Annotated in this window: 16 protein-coding genes and 1 pseudogene; 11 read left to right on the top strand and 6 right to left on the bottom strand. The window is 37.9% G+C overall.

Annotation, left to right across the window (positions count from 1 at the left end; translation table 11 throughout):
- Window positions 1-460: 460 nt before the first annotated feature.
- The 6 genes and pseudogenes from ACYQ3L_RS16945 to ACYQ3L_RS16920 form a co-directional block, all read left to right on the top strand.
- The gene (locus tag ACYQ3L_RS16945) at window positions 461-1045 is read left to right on the top strand and encodes a TetR/AcrR family transcriptional regulator (protein ID WP_379997915.1); all 585 of its coding nucleotides are present in this window, start codon (window positions 461-463) and stop codon (window positions 1043-1045) included.
- A 6-nt stretch (window positions 1046-1051) separates the two neighbouring features.
- On the top strand, window positions 1052-1780 hold the full coding sequence (locus ACYQ3L_RS16940) for a hypothetical protein (RefSeq protein ID WP_379997917.1): 729 nt from the start codon (window positions 1052-1054) through the stop codon (window positions 1778-1780).
- Window positions 1767-2768: an FAD:protein FMN transferase gene (locus ACYQ3L_RS16935; RefSeq protein ID WP_379997919.1), complete on the top strand. Its 1002-nt coding sequence runs from the start codon at window positions 1767-1769 to the stop codon at window positions 2766-2768. Before ACYQ3L_RS16940 ends, ACYQ3L_RS16935 begins: the two co-directional genes overlap by 14 nt.
- 60 nt (window positions 2769-2828) lie before the next feature.
- A complete protein-coding gene (locus ACYQ3L_RS16930; RefSeq protein ID WP_379997921.1) occupies window positions 2829-3554 on the top strand; it encodes a T9SS type B sorting domain-containing protein in 726 nt (241 codons plus the stop codon).
- 1 nt (window position 3555) lies between these two features.
- Window positions 3556-4089 carry a hypothetical protein gene (locus ACYQ3L_RS16925; protein WP_379997924.1) on the top strand — a complete coding sequence of 178 codons (534 nt, stop codon included), beginning with the start codon at window positions 3556-3558 and terminating at the stop codon, window positions 4087-4089.
- A gap of 300 nt (window positions 4090-4389) precedes the next feature.
- A pseudogene (locus tag ACYQ3L_RS16920) lies at window positions 4390-4657 on the top strand (helix-turn-helix domain-containing protein); the annotation flags it as partial.
- Between the two features lie 71 nt (window positions 4658-4728).
- On the opposite strand, the gene ACYQ3L_RS16915 reads toward ACYQ3L_RS16920, so the two are convergent.
- Entirely contained in the window at window positions 4729-5007 is a 279-nt protein-coding gene (locus tag ACYQ3L_RS16915) for a hypothetical protein (protein WP_379998086.1), read from the bottom strand.
- Between the two features lie 803 nt (window positions 5008-5810).
- Here ACYQ3L_RS16915 and ACYQ3L_RS16910 point away from each other — a divergent pair.
- From ACYQ3L_RS16910 to rbp, 5 genes are all read left to right on the top strand, one after another.
- Entirely contained in the window at window positions 5811-8579 is a 2769-nt protein-coding gene (locus tag ACYQ3L_RS16910) for an AAA domain-containing protein (protein WP_379997926.1), read from the top strand.
- A gap of 894 nt (window positions 8580-9473) precedes the next feature.
- Window positions 9474-10571 (top strand): NAD(P)H-dependent flavin oxidoreductase, encoded by a 1098-nt coding sequence (locus ACYQ3L_RS16905; RefSeq protein ID WP_379997928.1) that lies wholly within the window; start codon window positions 9474-9476, stop codon window positions 10569-10571.
- Between the two features lie 162 nt (window positions 10572-10733).
- Window positions 10734-10973: a hypothetical protein gene (locus ACYQ3L_RS16900; protein ID WP_006801039.1), complete on the top strand. Its 240-nt coding sequence runs from the start codon at window positions 10734-10736 to the stop codon at window positions 10971-10973.
- A 71-nt stretch (window positions 10974-11044) separates the two neighbouring features.
- Entirely contained in the window at window positions 11045-11497 is a 453-nt protein-coding gene (locus tag ACYQ3L_RS16895) for a cold-shock protein (protein WP_379997931.1), read from the top strand.
- Between the two features lie 27 nt (window positions 11498-11524).
- Window positions 11525-11833: an RNA-binding regulator gene (gene rbp, locus ACYQ3L_RS16890; RefSeq protein ID WP_379997933.1), complete on the top strand. Its 309-nt coding sequence runs from the start codon at window positions 11525-11527 to the stop codon at window positions 11831-11833.
- 240 nt (window positions 11834-12073) lie between these two features.
- Here the strand turns inward: rbp and bglX are convergent, their stop codons facing one another.
- The 5 genes from bglX to ACYQ3L_RS16865 all read right to left on the bottom strand — a co-directional run bounded on the left by bglX (window position 12074) and on the right by ACYQ3L_RS16865 (window position 23013).
- A complete protein-coding gene (gene bglX / locus ACYQ3L_RS16885) occupies window positions 12074-14314 on the bottom strand; it encodes a beta-glucosidase BglX (protein WP_379997935.1) in 2241 nt (746 codons plus the stop codon).
- Window positions 14315-14516: 202 nt separating this feature from the next.
- On the bottom strand, window positions 14517-18458 hold the full coding sequence (locus ACYQ3L_RS16880) for a hybrid sensor histidine kinase/response regulator transcription factor (protein WP_379997937.1): 3942 nt from the start codon (window positions 18456-18458) through the stop codon (window positions 14517-14519).
- A gap of 86 nt (window positions 18459-18544) precedes the next feature.
- Window positions 18545-19963 (bottom strand): hypothetical protein, encoded by a 1419-nt coding sequence (locus ACYQ3L_RS16875; RefSeq protein ID WP_459952443.1) that lies wholly within the window; start codon window positions 19961-19963, stop codon window positions 18545-18547.
- A gap of 34 nt (window positions 19964-19997) precedes the next feature.
- Entirely contained in the window at window positions 19998-21545 is a 1548-nt protein-coding gene (locus ACYQ3L_RS16870; protein WP_379997942.1) for a right-handed parallel beta-helix repeat-containing protein, read from the bottom strand.
- Window positions 21546-21576: 31 nt separating this feature from the next.
- On the bottom strand, window positions 21577-23013 hold the full coding sequence (locus tag ACYQ3L_RS16865; RefSeq protein ID WP_379997944.1) for a sialate O-acetylesterase: 1437 nt from the start codon (window positions 23011-23013) through the stop codon (window positions 21577-21579).

Below are 23013 nucleotides of genomic sequence, written 5' to 3'. Positions count from 1 at the left end.
AGTGAAACGTAGGATGGTCCGTAAAGATGATTGGCAATCAATTCACGGGAAATGGTTTGATCGTTCACTTCAGGTGATACAACAAACAATCCCTTCTTCAAACGAATCAAATTACCTGACTTTTCCATGGCGGCAACTTTACTTTTTGGGGACTTATAATTACCCAAAATCATCGTTAATACCGTAAAATCAACAGGTACGATTCCGAATTGCCTTTAAATCTTTTTTCTGCATCACTTTAATAGATTACGACTGAAAATATAGTTGAAAATAAACAGAAAGCAAAATATAATTATTCTATCTATGAAAAACCAACTGAACTATAAGTCAGACGGTATCTGACCAATTCGCAGTTTTATTTATCCAATTCAAAAAATAATCGCCAAAAAACTTGCATGTATCCAATTGGACACTTATATTTGTGTCCGATTGGATACATTTGTAAATCAAACTAAAGAAGATGGAACGAGATCGGGATATGACCGAAGAAAAACTGATTAAAGCAGTAGGAGAACTTATTGTCAAGGAGGGTTTTGAATCGCTTGGAGTAAGGAAAGTCGCTGAACAGGCAGGAGTAAATAAAACCCTCATTTACCGCTATTTTAAATCCCTGGACGGCATAATCTATGCGTATATGAAAAAGCATGATTTTTGGCTTAATACGCCATTGAAACAGCCAGATGTTTCGGATATTAAAGGCTATCTGAAAACATTTTATCGCAGGGAAATAGCAGAATACAGGGATAATATCGCACTTAAAAGGTTAAAGAGATGGGAACTTTCTTCCGATAAGGATTTTGTAGTGGAAATCCGTGCCCAAAGAGAAAAGAATGGAGTACAATTTATGGAAATGATGTCCGGGTTTTCAAAGGTGGATAAGGAACAATTACAAGCCATAACCGCTCTTATGGATGCGGGAATAGCCTATCTGGCTATGCTTGAAGAAAATTGCCAAATGTATAACGGTATCGACATCCAAAGCGATGACGGCTGGAAACAGATTGCTAAAGGGATTGATTCCCTGATAGATATTATAACAAAATAGTTTACAATGAAAAAAATAATTCTAAGTATGACTTTAGCATTAGCAACAATCAGTTGTAGCGGACAGGATACTGTTCGTCCGGAGTTTGGAAACGGTAATATTAAGGTTTCCATAAAACAAGGGAACGAATGGCTGCATGATTTTTCGATTTTTTGGTTTATCAAAAGGAAAAATGCACCGCAGATAGCTATCTGGACAGAGGATTTGGAAGGAAATTTCCTCTCCACAATTTATGTGAGTAAGAGACTGGCAACTCAGTCGTGGATAGCTGCCGGAGGAAACAGACGCAAAGAAGCACTTCCCTGTTGGAGTTATGCACAAGGGAAGCAGTATACCGATGGGCTTTATCTCCCAACCAAGAGCGAGTCGTTGCCTGACGCTGTAACCGGAGCAACACCCAAAGGCAGCTTTACTGCTAACCTTCAAATGAATGAAGATATTAAGCAATTCGTTGTCAAATGCGAATTTAACCATTCTACGGATTTCAATGCGTATTACCCCAAAGACGCTAAAGAAGGAGATGTTAATTACTCCGGAGGAAAGGTGGGCAGCGGGCAACCGGCTGTTGTTTATCAAACGGTAATTGACTTAGATAGTGGGAAGAACGAATTTAAAGGGGAACTTATTGGGCACAGCAGCCCGGATGGTTCTGACGGTAAGATTTATCCTGACACTTCTAGATTGACTACGGCCTTGTATATTGTGAAAGAGATTACTATATATGTCAATCAATAACCAACTAACAATGCAGATGTTCCCTTTTTTATTATATAACTCTGCCAAATGTGGAGGCAAAAGTCAATATCACGTATTGTCGGGAGAAAGGCATACCTATTACAGGATAACCTATAATCATCCGTATGATTTGAGTGAAGAGATTCTGTCTATTTATGAAACCTTCTACAAATCGCTCAACCCGTTTGACCCGCAATCGACTATCTCGAAAGTAAATAAGAATGAGAAGGTTGTTTTGGACGCCATCTTCATCGAAGCCTTCAATCGTTCGATGGAGCTTGCCAATAAAACAAAAGGTATATTCGACCCTACCTGTTCCCCTTTTATCAATCTTTGGGGATTTGGTTTCAAGAATATGGAAGAACCATCCGAGAGCTTGATAAATCAAATAAGGGAGTATGTGGGTTATAACAAGATTTCGCTCACAAACAATTCCATAGAAAAGGACGATTCCCGCGTTCAATTGAACTTTTCCGCTATCGGGGACGGACTTTCATGTGATATTATTGCCTGTTACTTAGACAGCAAAGGCGTGCATGATTACATGGTTGATATTGGCGGCGAGATTGTTACGAAAGGTAAGAATAAAACAGGTTCGGATTGGTCTGTCGGGATCATCAAACCACCGAAGTATTTAGGGGCTGAACAATCTTCCAAGTTTGAAGTAATCCTTCACCTGTCAGGAAAAATAGGAGTTGCCACTTCGGGAAACTATAATAATTACCGCTCCCGAAACGGCAAACAATATGGGCATGCCATCAATCCGCAGACGGGTTATCCGGCAAACAATCGTATTCTGAGCACTACGGTCATTGCTCCCGATTGCACGACCGCCGATGCATATGCTACCGCAATAATGGCGGTCGAAGCAGGCAAACTGGATGAATTGCTACGGACAAACGAAGCAATGGAATACTATATCATTTATTTGGACAGGCAGGATAATTACCGCATAAAGCAGTCTGAAGGCTTAGAGAGGTATGTATGATATTTTTTTATCTTACATGTATCCGGATGGACACATTATTAACAACTAAATATAGTAAAAATGAAAGCAAAAAAATTAGTAGTAGCAGGAGTTACAGCACTCGGCGTGCTGGCTTCATGTAGTGAGGACCTGGTAATCTACAAGGAGAATGATATGAAGGTTCTGGTAACAAAAGGTGATGAATGGTTACATGATTTTCCATTGTTTCTGGGTATCGAAAAGAAGAATCCGCCTCAAATAGCTATATGGGTGGAGGATTTGGCAGGCAATTACCTTACAACCATTTATGCAAGCCACAAGGTAGCAACCGAGTCGTGGCAAGCTAATGGCGGGAACAGGCGAAAAGAAGCGTTGCCTGTATGGTGTCATGCACGTGGAGTCCAATATCCTGACGGACTCTACTTGCCGACAAAAGACCAGCCTTTGGTTGATGGAATTTCCGGTGCAACACCACACGGCAGCTTTGACGTAAAAATCCGTCCGGTTGGTGATTTGAAACAGTTTGTTGTGAAAATTGAACTGAACCATTCGACAGACTGGAACGATAACTATCCTGAAAATGCAAAAGAGGGAGAAACGGATTATTCTGGCGGTGAAGGAGGCAGCGGACAACCTGCCGTAGTTTATTCGGCAGAAATAGATCTTGATTTAAGCCGGAAACAATATACAGCAACTATAATAGGACACAGCAGCCCAGACGGCAGTAATGGGGACATCTATCCCGACACTTCTTCTCTGACTTCCGCATTAAACATCGCAAAAGAAATTACCATTAACATTCAATGATATGAAACGAATTATTTTCATTTTACTTCTGAGTATTATAGTTATCAGTGTGAAAGCACAAACCAACGGCGAAAGTAAAATAGCTTTTGCAACGACTATCGGAACAGGATTACCAATGATGAGCACACCGTCATCTACTCCTTTTGCATGGCAGGTATTGGGATATTACAATCTGACTGAAAGATGGTCGGTCGGAGTGGGAACGGGATTATCTTTTTACCAGAAGATGCTCGTTCCGGTTTATGGAGATGTGCGATTTCAAATCGGCAGAGAACGTAAGTTTACCCCTTATGCTGAATGTGCCGCCGGATATTCTTTCGCCCCGTCCGGTAATGCCAACGGCGGATTTTTTATGAATCCTTCTATCGGAATTCAATATCCGCTAAAAAACAAAATGAAGCTGCAACTGGCTATCGGCTATGAATTACAAGAATTAGCGCGGCTGAAAAAGCATAGCGATAGCTACTTTCTGAAAGAGTTTGAAGAACAGTTAAGTCACCACTCCATTTCGTTTAAGGTAGGTTTGAAATTCTAAAAATTCGGACAACGACAGAATTAATGGAACAACTCTATTCATGAGACAGTGGGAATCTGTTTGGTAATGTCCCTCTAACACAATTATCCGATTACATACAAAATTCAGTATTAATCGGTAATTATCATTGATACATCCGATTTCACCTCAAAATAACTGTGAAACCGGATGTTTTCATTCTACATACCACTAGGACGAATGTATGAATGACCTCATCAATAGTCATAAATCCCATTCTATACAAAGACAGGCAAATAAGGCGAATAATTCCGGGAACATATCATCTAAAAAATAACAGCCATGTATATAGACAACAATCAATTTGAAGCATGGATGAAACGAATCATGGAGCGTTTCGACAAACAGGATAAAACTCTCGATAAAATGAGTAAGCACAGGAATATGTTAGACGGGGAATTTCTTCTCGACAATCAGGATTTATATATGTTGCTTAATGTTAGCAGAAGGACTTTGCAGCGGGTATCGTGCTACGGGAGAATTGCCGTTTCAAACACTATATCACAAAACATATTACAAGGAAAGTGATGTATGTATATTCATCCGAAAAAATTTCAATAAAAAAGAAACGGTAAAAATCAGACAAACTCGTGAGAGTAGTTTTGTTTTATTTCTGATTGTTCATAATTTTACAGTTGAAAAAGTCCGTACCGTCGTGATGACAGGCACCGTCTTCTCCACCCTGGATACGTTAGTGATTGCCATTGACGAAATATATACATATTTGGATTTCAAACGGCTGAACTCCATTCCCAACTTATTTTTGATGACTATTTCAGGGTTTCCATCGGACATGTCGCCGGCTAACAGCACAATACCGGGATGTTGCTCATTAATAGCTTTTATCATTAGCATCAATGTCTTGCGCCCATGTATATTTTCTGAGAATAATTTACTCATGCTTCTTTTATTAGTTAGCTGGGCTTTTGTGGGTACTACAATTTCTTTTTAGAATTCTTTCTATTTATTTTACAAATATAAACCGAAGCCCTTATGTTTGTGTATAACAGTTCATAGTGTAAAACAATTTTAAATAAAGGCAAGAGAAAATAGCATTTAAGATAAGAAATACCAATTGATATTGTAGGATTTTTCTTTTTATTCATATAGCCAGGAAAAGACATAAAACAGGCATCCAACTGAAGAAGAGGAGCAATAGCCCCTTTTTCTTGTACCAATCTTCTCATTCCAATTTACAAAGATTTATGCTGCATAAGTTTTTCAAGTATTACCTTTATAAAATTATGCCGTCTTCTTTCAATAGTTTAAAAACCTTTAATACACCGGGAACCTGAGCCGGTTCTAGCTTATACATCTCTAAGTCAAAATATTTCACAGCCGCAATTTCATGGCCTGGTTGTAGATTCTCTGTTAAATTATATCGAAAAGTGTCTTGCTTCATTATCAAATCAGGACTTTCTCTGTATGCCGGAGCTGAAATCTGTTTGTAATATCTATTTTGATAATATACAGAGATATTTGTAGACCTAATGCGAAGCTCTATTTATTAGGACTTACTCGGCAATTACAAAGGGGCTGATAATAGTTCATAATTAATTGTACAACAATAAAAGCTATCGAATTTCGGTTTTTATTTAATTTTAATCAAGATAAAAAGCAAATTACTTATTTTTATACTTAAATTAACGAATGTAAATAGAACAAGACATGCTCTATTACCTAATTTAGAATAAGAGAGATTTATGAAGCACCCGTTCATAGTATACTTAAAAAATAAAACATCTCTGAAGTTTGAATACAAAAGAGATGTTTCAACTGTTGTTCGTACTGACAATGGATATCGTATCACATTTAATAATGGGAAAAGCTATAATTACGGAACTGATAAGGTTAAATACTATCCGCTGATAGCAACACGAGAGGATGTTCGTATATATGAGAATGGTAAATTAAATAACATATATAATATTGTTGATAATTATGGTCGTTATTTGGTTTTTCGGAATGAGGAAAGTTGTTCTTATCCAGTTGAAAAAAATGCTGATGTTGAAATCTGTGATATAAGAAAGAACATCGAGCAGGCGGAATCTGTTATCAATTACTTTAAGTATATACTGAAAAGGGCAGGAGAAGTGTCATTTGATATTCCAGCAGAAGAGACAGATAACAAAAATCCAAATCAAATAAGTTCCGAAATATTGCTCAAGGCTCTTGAATGTATAGATTTACTAGAATCAAGGTCGGTACTATCTAACTACATTGACGGAACCAATCCTCCTGTTAGCTCGTCTGACGAAATTCTAATCTATCCTTTCGGATGCAACGAGAGCCAGAAGCTGGCAGTTGAGACTACACTCAGGAATAGCATAAGCATCGTAGAGGGACCTCCCGGAACAGGTAAAACACAAACAATCCTAAATATAATAGCCAATCTTATTGTACAGAATAAAACGGTGGCAATTGTTTCTAACAACAACTCTGCAGTATTCAATGTACGGGAGAAGTTAGAAAAATTTGGCTATGGAATGGTTGTCGCATCACTTGGCAATAATGAAAATAAAGCTTCATTCTTCGACAATATTGAAGAGCAAACAGTCAATCCGAATTTTAAGATTTCGAAAGAACGCCTGAAAAAAGCAAAGAATGAGATTTTGGAATTGAATTCCATATTAACAACGTGTTTTCAGTACCGGAATAAACTAGCTACCTTAAAAACGGAATTATCAGATGGCGAGATAGAATTTAGCCACATAAAAGCAGAACAGCCGCTCAATCCAAACATAAAATCTGTACTCGACAAGAAGTTTTACCGCAACTTGAATTTTGGTAAAACTCTAAAGTTGAAACATTTATTATCATTCATTGATCTTAAAAACAAGTTGTCTTTCATAAATAAGTTGCGTTTTGTTTTACAATATGGCTTACTTGATCTTAACAGCATTAGCCATTACAGTGAGGAATTACCTGTTTATGTAAACCACAAATTCTATGAGTTATACATAGCAAAAATAGAACACGAAATCTTGGACCTTGAAAACTGGTTAGCCTCTAATAATGAAGAAGCGAACCTTAAATGTTTTATTGAAACATCTAAAGAGGTATTTAATGGTGTGTTATTTGAAAAATATAGCCATTTAGAAAAATCAACGTTTAATGTTGATGATTACCGTAAACAGTTTGATGATTTTATAAAGTGTTATCCGGTAATACTAAGCTCTACACTCTCGCTTCATACAAGTATTCCTAAAGGATATCTTTTTGACTATCTGATTATAGATGAATCTTCACAGGTAGATATTATAAAGTCTGCCGTATGTTTCTCGTGTTGTCGGAATGTGGTTATTGTCGGAGATAGTATGCAGCTTACTCATATTGTAGATAAACAGAGCAAAGAGGTTGCAGAGCTATTACAAACAGAGTACAATATTTCTCCTGCATATGATTATGTCAAACATAATATTTTGAACTCGCTGAAAAGCTTGTATGGGAATAAGATAAAATCGGTTTTACTAAAAGAACATTACAGATGCCATCCTACTATTATTGGATTCTGCAATAAGAAATACTACAATAACAATTTGGTTGTTATGACTGATGGTAGTAACCATCCGTTCAGAATCATAGAAACAAATATATCCGGCGAAAGAGATAATTATAGTCAAAGACAGATAGATGAAACAGACCTCTACATCCGTCAGAACTATTCTGAAGACTATACGAAAGTCGGAGTTATTGCTCCCTATAGAAAGCATGCCGATATGCTGCAAAAACAACTTCCGGATGGTGCGGAAGCCGATACTATACATAAGTACCAAGGGCGTGAGAAAGATGTGATTATATTTAATACGGTTAGAAACAAAATAGGGGAATTTATAGACAACCCCAACTTAATAAATGTAGCCGTGTCAAGAGCAGTAAAAGAATTTATTGTGATAAAACCTGTATCAATGGAACTTCCTCACGGTACAAATATTGGTGATATGATACGCTATATTTGCTATAATACAGATCCGAATGAAACGGTTGTTAAAGGTAGCATCTGTTCCGTATTCGACCTTCTGTATAAAGAGTATAACAAAACATTTCTTTCATTCCTCTCATCAAACAAGAATGTGAAAGGCTCTGCCGCAGAGATTATTATTCACAAGCTATTGAGTGAAAAAATTCTATTAAACAATATTCAATTTTCATCGGTTGATATGGTTAGAGAATATCGGCTCAGAGACCTTGTCCGGAATTTCGAGCCATTCTCTGAAGATGAAATCCAGTTTATAAGGAATAGCTCAAGAATAGATTTTCTACTGTACAATAAAATAGATAAGACCCCTGTTTTAGCTATCGAGGTAGATGGCGTATCGTTCCATGACAATGAGTTGCAACAGGAAAGGGACTATAAGAAAAATCATATTCTGGAAATTATCGGGCTCCCATTGCTTAGATTATCAACTGATGGACATAATGAAGAAACAAGAATTATTGAGTGTTTGAACGCAGCTATGGGACTATGCTAACCTTGTGTCGCTGTATATATACGAAGTTTTTCTAAAACAAAAGATATCTATTCTCCCTCCCCTCTGTAATCATCATCAAATTGGGTTTAGGGGTAGCAATAGTGGCTCTGTGTGCATGGATAGTGACACAAGTGAGTATAACCACTTCTGTTATTACTGGGCTTATCGGTAGCTATCTGATTATCTGCCTTGTATTTAAAATAGTAAAGCTATTCATCAAGATGATACTTTCTATCCTTGCCTTTATCATCCTTATTTCAATTTTCTTATTTCTAATCTTTTAAACAATATTATATTCATTATTCACAGGAACAACAATCGAAACAGAAGTTAAAGCAGTAGCAGAAAACCAAATTATCCAAATGGAAAATCGGATAATCAATCTTGTCAATCAGAATATTCCTCTTATTGAAGAAAGATTAGCAGCATAAATTTCATTAAATTAAAATAAACAAATATGTATCGATTATATATAGGTTTTAAGCTATTAGGTGAATTTGATAGTATTCGCGAAGCTAAACAATTTGCTCATGATAGTAAATTGAGTGGAGTATTCAATCTGATTGGAGATAATTATCAGGATGCATGGTATGCACCGATATTTTTTTAAAAACAGACAAAGAGGCGGACTGAAATTTCAGTCCCTTTCTATTCACAGAGGCCGTTATTCAATAAAATATTGTAAAACAATAAATAAATGGGATTTTTTTTCGTATCTTTAGACCTTGAGCAATCTAGTTTTTATTGTATCTATCTTCTCAATGTTTTGCTCCGCGCTGGTTAGCGGATCTTCCCATCGTCAAAATCGACAACAAAATCAACTTTCTTGTTTATGCTATTAATCAGTTACGAGAATGTGTAATGCTTTTGTCGTAACACATTTTTGTAAATAAGATGAAATCATTTTTTATAGGGAATATGGAAGTTAAACTTCCTGTTATCCAAGGTGGAATGGGTGTCGGCGTATCTTTGTCCGGTTTAGCATCAGCGGTAGCCAATGAAGGAGGGATAGGAGTTATATCGTGTGCTGGTTTGGGACTTATCCATAAAGGCCACGGAAATTTTATCAAGAGCAGTATTTGGGGGCTAAAAGAAGAGTTGCGTTTAGCCAGAGAAAAAACAACCGGCATAATAGGAGTCAATATAATGGTGGCTTTATCCAATTTTGCAGATATGGCGCGTACAGCCATCGAAGAAAAAGCGGATGTCATATTTGCCGGAGCAGGACTACCGTTGGACCTACCATCTTATAGAACTGTGGATAGTAAAACCAAGTTAGTTCCGATCGTTTCTTCCGCCCGGGCCTCAAAAATAATTTGTGAGAAATGGTATAATAATTACGGTTACCTACCTGATGCGATCGTTGTAGAAGGCCCGAAAGCAGGAGGGCATTTAGGATTCAAAAAAGAACAAATTGATGATAACCTGTATTCTCTGGAACAGATAATTCCCGAGGTTATAGAAACAGTCGCATTATATAAAGAAATAAAAACAATATCAGTTATTGCCGCAGGTGGAATATCTTCAGGAGGGGATATATACCGTTTTATCGAAATGGGGGCATCAGCTGTACAGATGGGAACAATATTTGTTACTACAGACGAATGCGATGCTTCAGAAGCCTTCAAGCAGGTCTATCTTACTGCTAAAGAAGACGACTTAATGATAATCAACAGCCCCGTAGGGATGCCTGGGCGTGCCATCAAAGGAGAATTTCTCAAACGTGTTTCCGAAGGGTTGGAAATACCTAAAACCTGCCCTGTACATTGTATAAAGACCTGTGACTATACGAAGAGCCCCTACTGTATTATGAAAGCATTATTTAATGCTGCGAAAGGTGATATGAGAAAAGGGTATGCTTTTGCCGGAGTAAATGCACATCTGGCACAGAAAATAAGCAGTGTAAAAGAAGTTGTATGCAGGCTGAAAGAAGAATTTACCCTGGTGGAAAAAAGAACATTATTTACAATGGGGCTGTCTCATGAACTATAGTCTGGTAGAAGAAACAATAAGAAGATATATCCGTGAATACAGGAATGGCCTTGATGTTCTGTGCTCAGGATGAACAAGGCTTGCTCAAGGATATTCAGAAACTTACAGGAAAGCGTCTAACAGTATCGAGTCAATAATAAACATTCACTAAAACTACAATATATGGTAGCAAAACAGAATTCTTCAGCAAATAAGAAAGAAGGTGAAATAACCCGTTCTGAAAGAACTTCGGCAACACAACAAGCCGAGTCAGTGTTGAAAAATGCAAAGGAGCGTGCCGGAGATGTTATCCATGTCGTAATTAGTGACAGGACTACGATTGAACTTCCGGCTCATTTATCACAGGAAGAGATAGATGCCCGTGTGGAGAAATATATAGAATTGCATAAATCGAAGATATAGTTTCTAGAGAATTGCTGTGATAAAAATAATAAGTATTCATTATAAAAAACAAAGATATTTTAAGAATAAGTATGGCTAAATCAAACTCATTTAACAAGAGAGAAATAGAAAAAAACAAACAACAAAAAAGAAAAGAGAAACAGCAAAAACGGGAAGAAAGAAAAAATAATCCAGCCGATTCTTTTGAGGATATGATTGCTTATGTAGATGAAAACGGAGTTATAACCAGTACTCCTCCCGATCTCACTAATAAACGAAAAATCAAGATCGAAAATATAGCTGTTTCTACACCGAAAAAAGAAGATCTGGAAGATCCTATATTGAATGGGCGTGTAGAATACTTTAACCCCGATAAGGGATATGGTTTTATAAAGCATACAGGAAGTACGGATAAATATTTTTTCCATATAAGTAGTGCTCCGGCTTCCATTACAGAAGGAAATATGGTGACATTCGAATTGGAACGTGGTCAAAAAGGCATGAATGCCGTAAGGATTACTCTTGCCAATAAGGACGGCCAGTAATCAATAATAATTAATTTAAGAAAAAGAATGAACATTTATGTATCAAATCTAAACTTTAGCACAACAAGCGAGAGTTTACAGGAATTATTTGCAGCGTATGGTGAAGTTGAATCTGCAAAGATTATCACAGACAGGGAAAGCGGACGATCGCGCGGATTCGGTTTTGTAGAAATGCCAAATGATACCGAAGGGCAAAATGCCATATCGGGATTGCACGACACCGATTTTGAAGGAAAGACTATTGGCGTAAGCATAGCACGCCCAAAAACCGAAAGAAGCAGCGGCGGATATAACAACCGGGGCGGAAACGGTGGATATAATAGAAATCGCTATTAATCAAATAGTATAGTTAACGGGTAGGAGACTCTTCTTACCCGATTAACTTTACGGCTCTTTTTAATTTATTGAAAGTTGTGTATATAGCCCGTTTTATAATGAAGACATTATATTATGTGAAGTAATCATAATTTATTGAGTGTATCGGTTTTCTATATTTTCCGTTTTACCCTTAAATTTGTTTGTATCCCGTGTCTTGTTTACTTGTACCTATTATATAGTAGACCAGTACACTAAAAACTATTCTAACAAAAAAGTATCACCTAATTCGGCCTTACTACTACCACCCACCCAAACATTGAAATAACCGGGTTCTGCTTTTTTTGTCATATCTACATCATAGAAAGCTAGATCTTCAGCTGATAAAGTAAATCTTACAGCCTTACTTTCCCCTGCCTTAAGATTCACTCGCTGAAATCCTTTCAACTCTTTTACCGGACGAATTATCGAACCAACAAGGTCTCTGATATACAACTGAACAACTTCTGTACCTTCAATACTACTGGTGTTCTCTAGCGTGACACTCATAGTGAGAGTATCGTTCATGCCCATTACATTTGAAGAGAGAGTCAAGTCCGAATATTCGAACTTACTATATGATAAACCATAGCCAAATGGATATAAAGGCTCTTTGCCCGAATCGAGATAGAAGGATACATCACCCACCGACGTTTGTTTTGCATTTGTTTCATCAGTATACAACGTTTTCGCATTATCCGGTGCAGGACGTCCGGTATTGTTATGATTATAATATAAAGGTATCTGACCAACTTCTCTCACAAATGTCACTGGCAGTTTTCCGCTTGGGTTAGCCTTCCCAAATAATAAATCAAGTACCGCAGGGCCTCCCATTGTTCCCGGATGAAAATTATATAGTATGGCATCAGCATACGGTAAATCGCGTTCGATAGTCAGAGGACGTCCTGCCATAATTACAAGTACAACAGGTTTGCCTGCTTTCTTCACCTCTTTGAGAAGTTCAGATTGAACACCTATCAGATTGATATTCGATAAAGAATGGGCTTCTCCCGACAATCGGGATTCTTCTCCTAAAAAGATAACAGCAACGTCTGTTTTTTTTACTATCTCCTGTATTTTAGAGAAATTGGAGGTATCTGTATCTGTAGTAGATCGCAGAATAGGTTCATAAATAACCTTCAAATTCTTATAGTCTTTATTACTTTTTAGTGCTCCTATTGGAGTAACTGTATGCGAAGCATTTCCATCAAATATCCAAGTTCCTAACTGGTCGTACGGAGCATCAGCCATCGGGCCGAGAATTGCAATTCTCTGAGTTTCATTCAGTGGTAAAACATTTTCATTCTTTAGCAGCACAGCCGATTTGATAGCAGCATCTTTTGCCGCCTGTAAATGTTTATCCGAATAAGTTGTTGTCGGCTTGTTTACTTCTATATAAGGGTTAGAAAATAGGCCTAAACGATATTTAAGTTTCAATATATAACGCACCGAGTTGTCTATATTTGTTTCTAATACCTTACCTTCCTCTACCAACTGTTTTAGATGTTTTATATATAGTTCTGTATTCATCTCCATATCAAGACCCACATTTGCAGAAATCATTGCAGCATCTTTCCCGTCAGCAGCAAATCCGTGTGTAATCATTTCACCCACCGAATTCCAATCTGAAACAATGAGACCATTAAATCCCATTTCGCCGCGCAAAATATTTTTCAGCAGGTTTTTATTACCGGATGAAGGGATACCATCATTATCGTTGAAAGAAGTCATTACCGTAGCCACTCCAGCATCGATCGACTTTTGGAATGGAGGTAAATATGTATTTTTGAGAGCGTTAGGTGTAATGCTGGTACTGTTATAGTCGCGCCCGCCTTCAGAAGCTCCATAACCCACAAAATGCTTGGCACAGGCCGCCATTGATGTCGGGTCCGACAAGTCTGTACCTTGAAAACCCTTCACCATTGCTTCACCCATTATGCCTGTCAGATAAGGATCTTCTCCCGGACTTTCAGCTATTCTACCCCATCTTGCATCCCGCGCAATATCTATCATCGGAGCAAATGTCCATCTGATACCATTCTCGGAAGCTTCCACAGCAGCAACACGAGCTCCTGTTTCTGCTATTTGTGGATCGAATGAAGCTGCTTGTCCTAATGGTATCGGGAATATCGTCTTATAGCCATGTATAACATCACGAGCAATAAGTAATGGTATACCTAAACGGCTTTCCATTGCTGCTTTTTGCAACAGATTTACTGTTCTCGGATCTGTCGTATTTAGTAGAGAACCAGTTTCACCCTTCTTCACTTTTTCAAGCAGTTCATCATTCATTTCGTAAAAGTTCAATTGATTCATCTGCCCTATTTTCTCGTTGAGTGTCATCTTCGATAGAAGGATTTCTACTTCTTTGTCATAGTTGAGTTGCTGGGAATATATGTGTAACTTTACACATAAAAATATACATAAAATAAAGAGTAATCGAAGTGCTTTTTGGGTATCCATTTACTTTCTTGATTTTTATTTTTGATTATTTATTTTAGTTAAAAAGTAACAATAGTAACAGAAAACGAATGTGCCAATCTCAAAACTTGACAAACCTGACACTTTTTACACTATTTAATTAGTTGTCGGCTTTTGTGATTCTACTCTCTTGTAAACTAGCACGCTACTAACTGGTACACTTAAATAACATAGATAAAGTTTTTCAATTATCTTCATTTGTATTCGTATCACCAACTTTATTTTTTACTCTGAAATTTTTAGGAGTATCCTGATACAGTTCCTTGAAACACTTAATAAAATAGTGAGCCTGACTAAAACCTGCCAGATAACCAATCTCTGATATCGAAAGATCTGTTTCTTTCAACATATTAGCCGCCTTATGCAAACGAATGTTTCTGATGAAAATATTTGGCGTCTCTCCCACTATCAGTTTAAATTTGCGGTGCAATACAGTTTTACTCAAATTCATTTCAGCTGCAAATTCATCTATTTTAAAGTTCTCATCCATTAAATGCTCCTCTATTATTTTTACAGCTTTACCCAGAAAATCATCTTTAGAATGCGATTTAGCGCTATCGTTCTGAGGAGATAATAGGTCTGTGATTATTTGTTTTCTGCGTTGTTGTCGGGTAGCATACACATTCACCATTTGCTTGATCAGGATTTCGGGATCGAAAGGCTTTTTGATATAGAAATCCGCTCCGGCTTTATAGCCCTGCATTTCATCTTCAGACGAGGATCTTGCAGATAGTAATATTACAAACACTTCTGAATACATTGGTGTATTCTTTATTGTTGAACAAAGAGTGAAACCATCCATCTCAGGCATCATAACATCCGAAACCACGATTTCTGGCAGATTATTCTTAATGAAATCCAATGCCTCTATGCCATTAGAAGCAACAGCCACCTCGAAGTGAACAGATAGTTTTTTTTTCAGGTAATCGCGCAATTGCGTATTATCCTCTACCAGTAAAATTGTAAATAAACCGTCAGTATCAATATTGTCTTTTATATCTAATGCCGGTTTCGGTCTATCGATCATTTTAGCCGGGAGATTGATTGTGAAAACAGTTCCTTTTTCCGGTATAGACTCAATATTTACTTCACCTCCCATCATATGTAAAAATTTACGGGTGGTATACAAGCCGAGTCCAAGCCCCTGAGAATCGCCATTTTTTTCTTCTCTGTAAAATTTCTCAAACACTTTTTCCTTATTTTGCCGGCTGACACCTATTCCTGTATCCTTTACTTTCAGATAAAAGATTCCTGCAACTTCATCATAGCTTAACAGCACATCTACTTCACCACCTTCCTTAGTGAATTTCAGAGCATTACTAATCAAATTATAGAGAATCCGTTCCAGCTTTATATTGTCTATTGATATGTATAAATCCGATATGCAGGAATGATAGGATAATTTTATTTTATTCGATTTCGCCAGATAATCAAAGGCATTGACTATAATATAAACAAACGATACTAGCTCTATATTCTTTTCTTTTATCTCTGTATCTATCTGTTCGGCTCTTTTGAAATCTAAAATTGTACTGAATATATCGGCTAAAAATGTAGCGTTTTTAGATATGATTTCCAGTTTTTCGTGCTGATCTTCGTTCATTGTCTCATCTCTGATCAGATCACTTACGGGAGCTATAATCAGCGAGAACGGTGTCAGCAGATCGTGTGATAATCCAGCAAAAAAACTTTCTTTTTCTTGAAGAAGTTCTTCCTTCTTTTTCTTTTCTATTTCTTTCAGCCTTTGCAGTTGACGCTTTTTGTAGTAATTCTTTATTATAAAGAATATACCCAGTAACACTAAGGATATCACTAGCAGTAAAACCGAATAAAAAGTGCCCGTTTGCCACCACGGAGGAGTAATTGTGATATGCAGACTCCACAATGGATCATATTTTTTAGTCAGCGAAGTATTATTCAACCGAATTTGTAAAGTATAATCTCCGGGAGGCAATTGTGAAAATGTTATCGGCTTTGTTATATCCAGATATTGCCAATCGTCGCTAAACCCCTTTATCTGATACTGATAGCTATTGTGATAATTATCCCATCCCACTTCTGTAAAAGACAGACTAATCCATTTACAGAGATACGATAAGGTTATCGAATCTGTATATTCTGTATCCTCATCCAATACAATTTTACCATATATCTTTTGTCCCACATCAACGGTCTGATGATCTATTTGTAACTCGGTCAGTAAAATTTTGGTATGTTCCGGCTGGTTCAATACTACTTGTGGGTCTATTAGCAATAAGCTATTCGTTCCTCCGAATATAACATACTGCTTACCATTAGTTTTGCAACGTGTTGTAGAAAACAATAACTGTTTGTTAGGTATGCCTGAGTTTATTTCTTTCAGCTCATGAGCACTATTAGTATAACAAAATATACGATTCGACACCGAAAACCATAAATTATTGTAAGTATCTAATATAACATCGCGAATGGCTCCATCGGGCAACATTTCCGAAGAGAAAGGATTTTCTATTTTACCATTACCTGCATAATTCAGCCTTCTTAGCCCTCCGGATGTTCCCAACCATAGGCACTTATCCTTCTGGTCATCAGCCAGACTGTATATCATTTCAGACACATTTTCATCATACTGCTGTACCTTATTTGTCATAGGATCGAGTAAGTATATACCACTATGTGAAGACACCCATATCTGCCCGTCTACAGTTTCCGAAAAACCTGTAATTTCATCCATGCCGAACGAGTCGTAATGAATATAATCAATAAAATTTTCTTTTGCCGAATCATATTTCATAGATACTAAACCATATTGTTTAGTTCCCATCCAGAAAATGGAATTACTACTTTTGAAGATTGCTGTTACTTTTCCAAAATTTTTATCTATATGATAGGTACGTAATGAAAAATCTGTTTTGCCATCCGCTTTTAGGGGAGCATATTGTAGACCTGTATCATCGTTTCCTACAATCAGTACTTCATCATCTTTATAAAGAGACAGGATATATTTGTGAAATAAACTGCCCGTATTTTTTATCAACCGGGGCTGTAAATTATGATTCTTTATGTCATACAAATAAAGCCCATCACCCTGAGTTCCCACTAATAATTGGTCAGAACCAAAATAATGCAATGAATATGCGGCTGAAAGCCCATTCTTATTAATCGGTGAAAGATCAGTTATCCCTTTGCTTTTATCATTCAGACGGAACAATCCTGTACCATATGTCCCTGCCCAGAATCTACTATGGCGGTCTCTGTAAAACGATAGTATAACAGGAGCATCGATTTGCAGAGATTTGGGATAAACATCAGATCCTGTACCGGTCTCCTTTATACCATCACCCCAAGTCCCCAAATAAAGCTTATTGTCGGTAGCCGGAAAAATACGGTAAATATCTCCCATATTTTTTGTCATAGACGTTTCTTTGGTAAGAAAGGTATCTTCGTTCCACTCCAACTTGTACAATCCATTTGCCCAAACTGAAAACCAGAGGCTGTTTTTTTCGCCTGTATCCAGAAATTGAGTAACAGCATAATAGTTCTCTTTCAGCGATATATCTTTTTTATTCTCTATGTCGTACAGGAAGTAACCATAATAGGTTCCGATCCATAACTTACCTTTCGGCTTTTCTACAATACTTGATACTATATTTTTAGGATAATGCTTCGATACATGATATGACAAATCACCTTCGCCGGTCGGGGTCAGCTGATACAAACCGTCTTCCCATGTTCCGAGCCAGATATTCTTTTCCGAATCTTCATAAATAGATATTACCCGTTGGGGATAATCTTTTATAATCTCACTGATATGTATAAACTTGTTTTTCCGGGGATTAAAAATGTCTGCGCCTCCTGTCTTAAATCCAATCCAAAGAAGCCCCTTCGAATCAAACATCAGTGTCTCTATATTATTTTCCGATATGCTGTTTGGCGAGGTGTTGTCATTCCTGTATACTTTAAACTCCCGCCCATCGAAACGGTTCAATCCATCGTTCGTAGCAATCCAGAGAAAGTTCTCATTTTCACATATTGCAGTCACATCAGTACCCGACAGCCCGTCGATAGTAGTGTAATGGGTATATTCCTGTGCCTGTAATGGTATAATCAGGATTAGGATAAGTAGTATGAGTATGATTCGTTTCATGAAGGAAGAATAAAAAAGGATGTCTTTGTTTTTCAATGTCTTGCGCAAGTTAAGCATCCTTTTCTTAATATCTGTTACTCACTATGTTAATTAAAATCAAGCTTATATTCGAGCACTGTAATCGAATATCCTTTCAGTCCGATAAGTTTATCTGTATCGTCCTTTCTCTGCCATACAGGATTGAGGTCTTCTGGTGTTTTTCCGAAATATTCCCATGCCTGAGACAGAGATTCGATTTTATGATTCGGTATTTCCAACTTTAATCTGGATAAGCTTCCTCTTTTATTTATTACGTAAACATATAATAAGTTACGCTCTTTGTCGATACTGGAATATGTGAGAATGGAGTCACACGATTCACTCTTAACCATTTGTTTACCCAGAAAATTACCCCATATTTTCAATGCAGTGCCGGTAGGTGTCAGGTTTCCGTCCTTATCCAGCGCATCATGGTCTCTGAGGTTGGTTTCATTTTCTATCCATCGGGTATTCCAGAAGCATGAAAACTCTATCTGTGGTTCCATCAGCAATTGCCCTGTCATATCGAAAGAAACGATTGCATGTCCCATATCATTACTTCCTTTCCAAAGGTTAGACCAGTCTATGGTGCCATATTCGGCAACAATCATTTTCCAGCGGCTCAACTGCTCTTTTGTCGCATATCTGTTCATTGCATTCAAGGCTGTTTGCGCCGGCCAAATCAGGCATTTGGCAGAATCACCGTACGACTGGTATCCGTTGTCGAAGAAGAATACTCCATAGTTGCTGACGCATAAACGGTCTATATAGTCACCTGCTTTAGTTATCACTGTTCTGAAAAATTCTTCATTATCACCATTGGGAATCACTAGAATAGACGAGTCAACAGCTTTCATTGCTTTCGAAAAATCAATTACATCCTGTGCATATATATCGGCTGTAGAATTTGTATTATTCTTATTCCAACTCTCGTTGCCTATCATCCAGTAACGGACACCATATTTCTTTTTTATGTTGGCGTAACGAACCCATTCGGCTGCATGCTTTATAAGCTTATCCCTTTTTGCCGGACGTTTTCCTTTTTCTTTTGGCATCAGGTAGCGGTCGGCTGCAACTACAATTATAGGTTCAGCACCGAGAGAATCGCAGATTTGCATAAATTCATCAAAATCGAGCGGGTCGAATAACAGTTTGCCTTCTTTCGAAAACATTCCGGGATAGTCTTCAAGCCCGATTCTACGGCATACTGTTGGCTGCGATTTCTCATAAGGAGAAGAAGCAAACATATACAAATCGGACTTTTCTCCTCCCGGATAACGCAGGTATTTTACGTTCATGTCCTGCAATACCTTTGTGACTGATTGTTTAGCATTGGGAAAACGTCCGCCATCCATAAAGTAATTCAGATTTATACCAATAGGATGATTGGATACATCATTGATGATGCTGTCGGGATATATGTTTAAAGTAACAATACCTGCCGGTTCTCTGTTACAGGAACTTAAACCCCATATTATAATTAGCATCCACAGCAGATTATATCTTCCTTCCATTACCATATCAGTTATATCCGATTACATCCAGTACCGGAACTTCTTTCCCGTTCAGCAATACTTTTTTATCTTTTACAAATTCTATTAGTTTGTTCCAGTTTTCATCGCTAGCGTCATACCACATAGCTTTGTCGAATTTACCGTCATATTTCTCAAATCCTTCTCCTGTATATTGTAAAGGCCCTATATAGAGGTTTTTTTCTATAAAATTATTTGTAGACTTGGTTGCATCGAAAGCGATTGTAGGCTCTTCTACAAAAATATAATTGTTTCTGAAATAGGTACTATCGGCATACCCTCCCCAATCATCGGAATGTACAAGGCGTTTATCCATTCCCGGCAATTCTTTTTTACAGATATAGAATATGTTTTTTTCTATCGTGCTGTTTTGCGCTGGCCCTGTGATATGGATAACAGGTGAATAAAAATCGGTCTTCTTCTCTTTCACAATATGTTTCCTGATTCCGTCATTTATACTTACGTTATATTTTACTACTGTTCCCTGATTTCCGGCGCTCCAGTCTTCGGGCCATCCGCCCGAATTGCATAACAATAGGAATCCGCCATCACTGTTATCACTGAGATTGTACTGAAATAAAGAATTCTTGCTGTTATAGTCCGAATCGAAACCATAACCGTCTGTCTGCGATTTATGACCGCTCACTATATTATATTGTACAATAGTATTGTCGCTGGAGAAAGGCCAGATACCATCGCAAGCTTCTGTAGCAGGTAGTGTGGCAGGACAATTCTTCATCACATTATATTCGACCAATGCCCCATCGCAGGCGGTAGGTACAATACCGTCTCCAGGCACACCGTCCAGTACATTGTTGCGGATTACAACATTCAGGCTAGGCAGCCATTGTTTTCTTATCCAGTTGCCCCACATAATAATACCATTTCGCTGCGAATCTTTAATCAGACAGTTCTGAACCAATAGTCCATCGAAGTAAGAAGGAATGGAATCGGTATTGTCATCCCTGAAATTTCTCAGCATCATGGCTTGCCCTCCTCCTGCATCTTCGTGCTCGTGTCCTTCTCCTTTGATCAATGAACCATATACATCATGGATAAAAAGATTGTCGATAGTGATATCCTGCGCCTTGCCATAATTGTAGATCTCAACAAACAAGCCACTTAGACGCGGTCGGATTTTTTCTCCTTTATTCGAAATCTCTATATCGCGAACTACAATATGTTCGGAGTTATAAATATGCATCATTTCGAGATTCGAGGCATCGCCTTTCAAATGAGGCATTGCTTCTCCTCCGTATTTACCTATTACTATCGGTTTGCCCGGTTCTCCTTTACCGGAGAAGTAAAATTTTTCAGTAAAAATACTGCCAGACCTGAGCAGGATACTGTCACCTCCTTTAACTTCCAGTTCCTTTAACTTACTCAGGCTTTTGAATGCCTGAGAGGGAGTAGTTCCCGTATTCGAGTCATTGCCACTGTCAGCATCGAAATAATAATTGGTCGTTGTTTTCGGCTGGCTGCATGCCGTCGAAAATACGATTACAACTAAAGTGATAACTTTAAAAATGTTTTTCATAACACTGTATATTCTTATTTTTTAATTAGTTCTATTCCCAATCGTCGGTTCTGAATGATGAGACAGGAAGACCTCCGGTTCCGAACAATTCAGCAGCAACATAATCCTTAAAGGCATAACGTACAGCCTTTGGCTCTTTCACCAGATGACTGGATACGACTATTGCACTTTTTTCTTCATCGAGATAAGCTTTAGCTTTTACAAACACCTTATTTTCCCCTGCTATTTCGAAGAGGGCCAGCTCTTTTCCATAACTGGTCAATCCCATAAACTGTTGAGTGAAATAAATGATTGCCTTATCGTCTTGTACTTCCATACGTTCATACAGAGGACTTTGGTATTCAAACCCCGTTGCTCCATATGTTTTCGCCAGAGCCAGAAAAGCCAGTCGTTGCCCTACTTCCTTTTTGCGTGGAGGGTGGATCTGGAATTCTTCACCGACATCTAATGTTACCGCCATAGCGCTGTTGGGTATAAGTGACAGAGTCTTTATCTGTGCTTCGCGCTGATATGCCGATATTTCGGGCCATTGCGGTGTAAAGAAATTCCACTCTTTATAGTCGTAGGGTGCAATCTGGGCAAAATAGAAAGGGAAATCGCCTTGTTCCCATATTTTGCGCCAATCCTTTACCATTGCAGCAACAGAAGGTGCATAGCGGGGGACATTGAAAATACTGGATTCTCCCTGATACCAAAGCATGCCTTTGATTCTATATCCTTCTATCGGGTGTATCATCCCATTGTATAGTAAGGTGGCTACATTTCCTATCCACGGCGATGTCTCATCACTTTTGGGAGGAACTTCTATATCTTTAAATTCGCTGCAAGCCACATCTGTCATCCATGCTTCCACGTTGGAGCCTCCATAACTGGCGTTGATAATACCGACAGGTATGTCCAGTTGCTGATTTATCAGATCGGCAAAGAACCAGCATACTGCACTACATTCTCCTGTTGTAGACAAGGATGCCGTTTCCCACCGTACATCTTTAACATCATCTAGTGGTCTGTAGGCTGCTAATTCGGGAATATTTATAAAATGTATGTTCTTCCCTTTCGAGTTAAGTATCGCTTCCGTAGAGCCTGCAACAGGCTGGTGTTTATATCCTTTCAGCCGCATACTCATATTCGATTGTCCGCTGGCAAGCCATACCTCACCGATATATACGTTCTTCAGTTCTACTTTCTGCGAGCTGCTGACTGTTATTGTATACGGGCCACCTGCGATGGGGGTTGTTACCGGAATTTTCCATTTACCGTTTTTATCAGCAACGGCTTCATATTCTTTCCCATCCCATGACGTTGTAATGTTGATTTTGGATTTTTCTTTTGCCCACCCCCATACAGGAGCTTGTGTCTGTTGCTGCAGCACCATATTGTCGGTAAATATTGCAGCCAGCTTTAAATCCTGAGCATTAAGAAATACCGAAACGAGAAAAAACAATATAAATAACTTTGTACCTTTCAT

The sequence above is a fragment of the Dysgonomonas termitidis genome (assembly GCF_054657735.1).
The sequence above is the reverse complement of the archived record's forward strand: the minus strand, read 5'-3'. Positions and strand labels throughout refer to the sequence as shown.

Coding starts and splice junctions, on each gene's coding strand:
- ACYQ3L_RS16940 (WP_379997917.1), top strand. CDS start 1,052: ATGAAAAAAATAATTCTAAGTATGACTTTAGCATTAGCAACAATCAGT.
- ACYQ3L_RS16865 (WP_379997944.1), bottom strand. CDS start 23,013: ATGAAAGGTACAAAGTTATTTATATTGTTTTTTCTCGTTTCGGTATTT.
- ACYQ3L_RS16930 (WP_379997921.1), top strand. CDS start 2,829: ATGAAAGCAAAAAAATTAGTAGTAGCAGGAGTTACAGCACTCGGCGTG.
- ACYQ3L_RS16900 (WP_006801039.1), top strand. CDS start 10,734: ATGGTAGCAAAACAGAATTCTTCAGCAAATAAGAAAGAAGGTGAAATA.
- ACYQ3L_RS16905 (WP_379997928.1), top strand. CDS start 9,474: ATGAAATCATTTTTTATAGGGAATATGGAAGTTAAACTTCCTGTTATC.
- ACYQ3L_RS16945 (WP_379997915.1), top strand. CDS start 461: ATGGAACGAGATCGGGATATGACCGAAGAAAAACTGATTAAAGCAGTA.
- ACYQ3L_RS16895 (WP_379997931.1), top strand. CDS start 11,045: ATGGCTAAATCAAACTCATTTAACAAGAGAGAAATAGAAAAAAACAAA.
- ACYQ3L_RS16915 (WP_379998086.1), bottom strand. CDS start 5,007: ATGAGTAAATTATTCTCAGAAAATATACATGGGCGCAAGACATTGATG.
- ACYQ3L_RS16910 (WP_379997926.1), top strand. CDS start 5,811: ATGAAGCACCCGTTCATAGTATACTTAAAAAATAAAACATCTCTGAAG.
- bglX (WP_379997935.1), bottom strand. CDS start 14,314: ATGGATACCCAAAAAGCACTTCGATTACTCTTTATTTTATGTATATTT.
- ACYQ3L_RS16935 (WP_379997919.1), top strand. CDS start 1,767: ATGTCAATCAATAACCAACTAACAATGCAGATGTTCCCTTTTTTATTA.
- ACYQ3L_RS16880 (WP_379997937.1), bottom strand. CDS start 18,458: ATGAAACGAATCATACTCATACTACTTATCCTAATCCTGATTATACCA.
- ACYQ3L_RS16870 (WP_379997942.1), bottom strand. CDS start 21,545: ATGAAAAACATTTTTAAAGTTATCACTTTAGTTGTAATCGTATTTTCG.
- ACYQ3L_RS16875 (WP_459952443.1), bottom strand. CDS start 19,963: ATGCTAATTATAATATGGGGTTTAAGTTCCTGTAACAGAGAACCGGCA.
- rbp (WP_379997933.1), top strand. CDS start 11,525: ATGAACATTTATGTATCAAATCTAAACTTTAGCACAACAAGCGAGAGT.
- ACYQ3L_RS16925 (WP_379997924.1), top strand. CDS start 3,556: ATGAAACGAATTATTTTCATTTTACTTCTGAGTATTATAGTTATCAGT.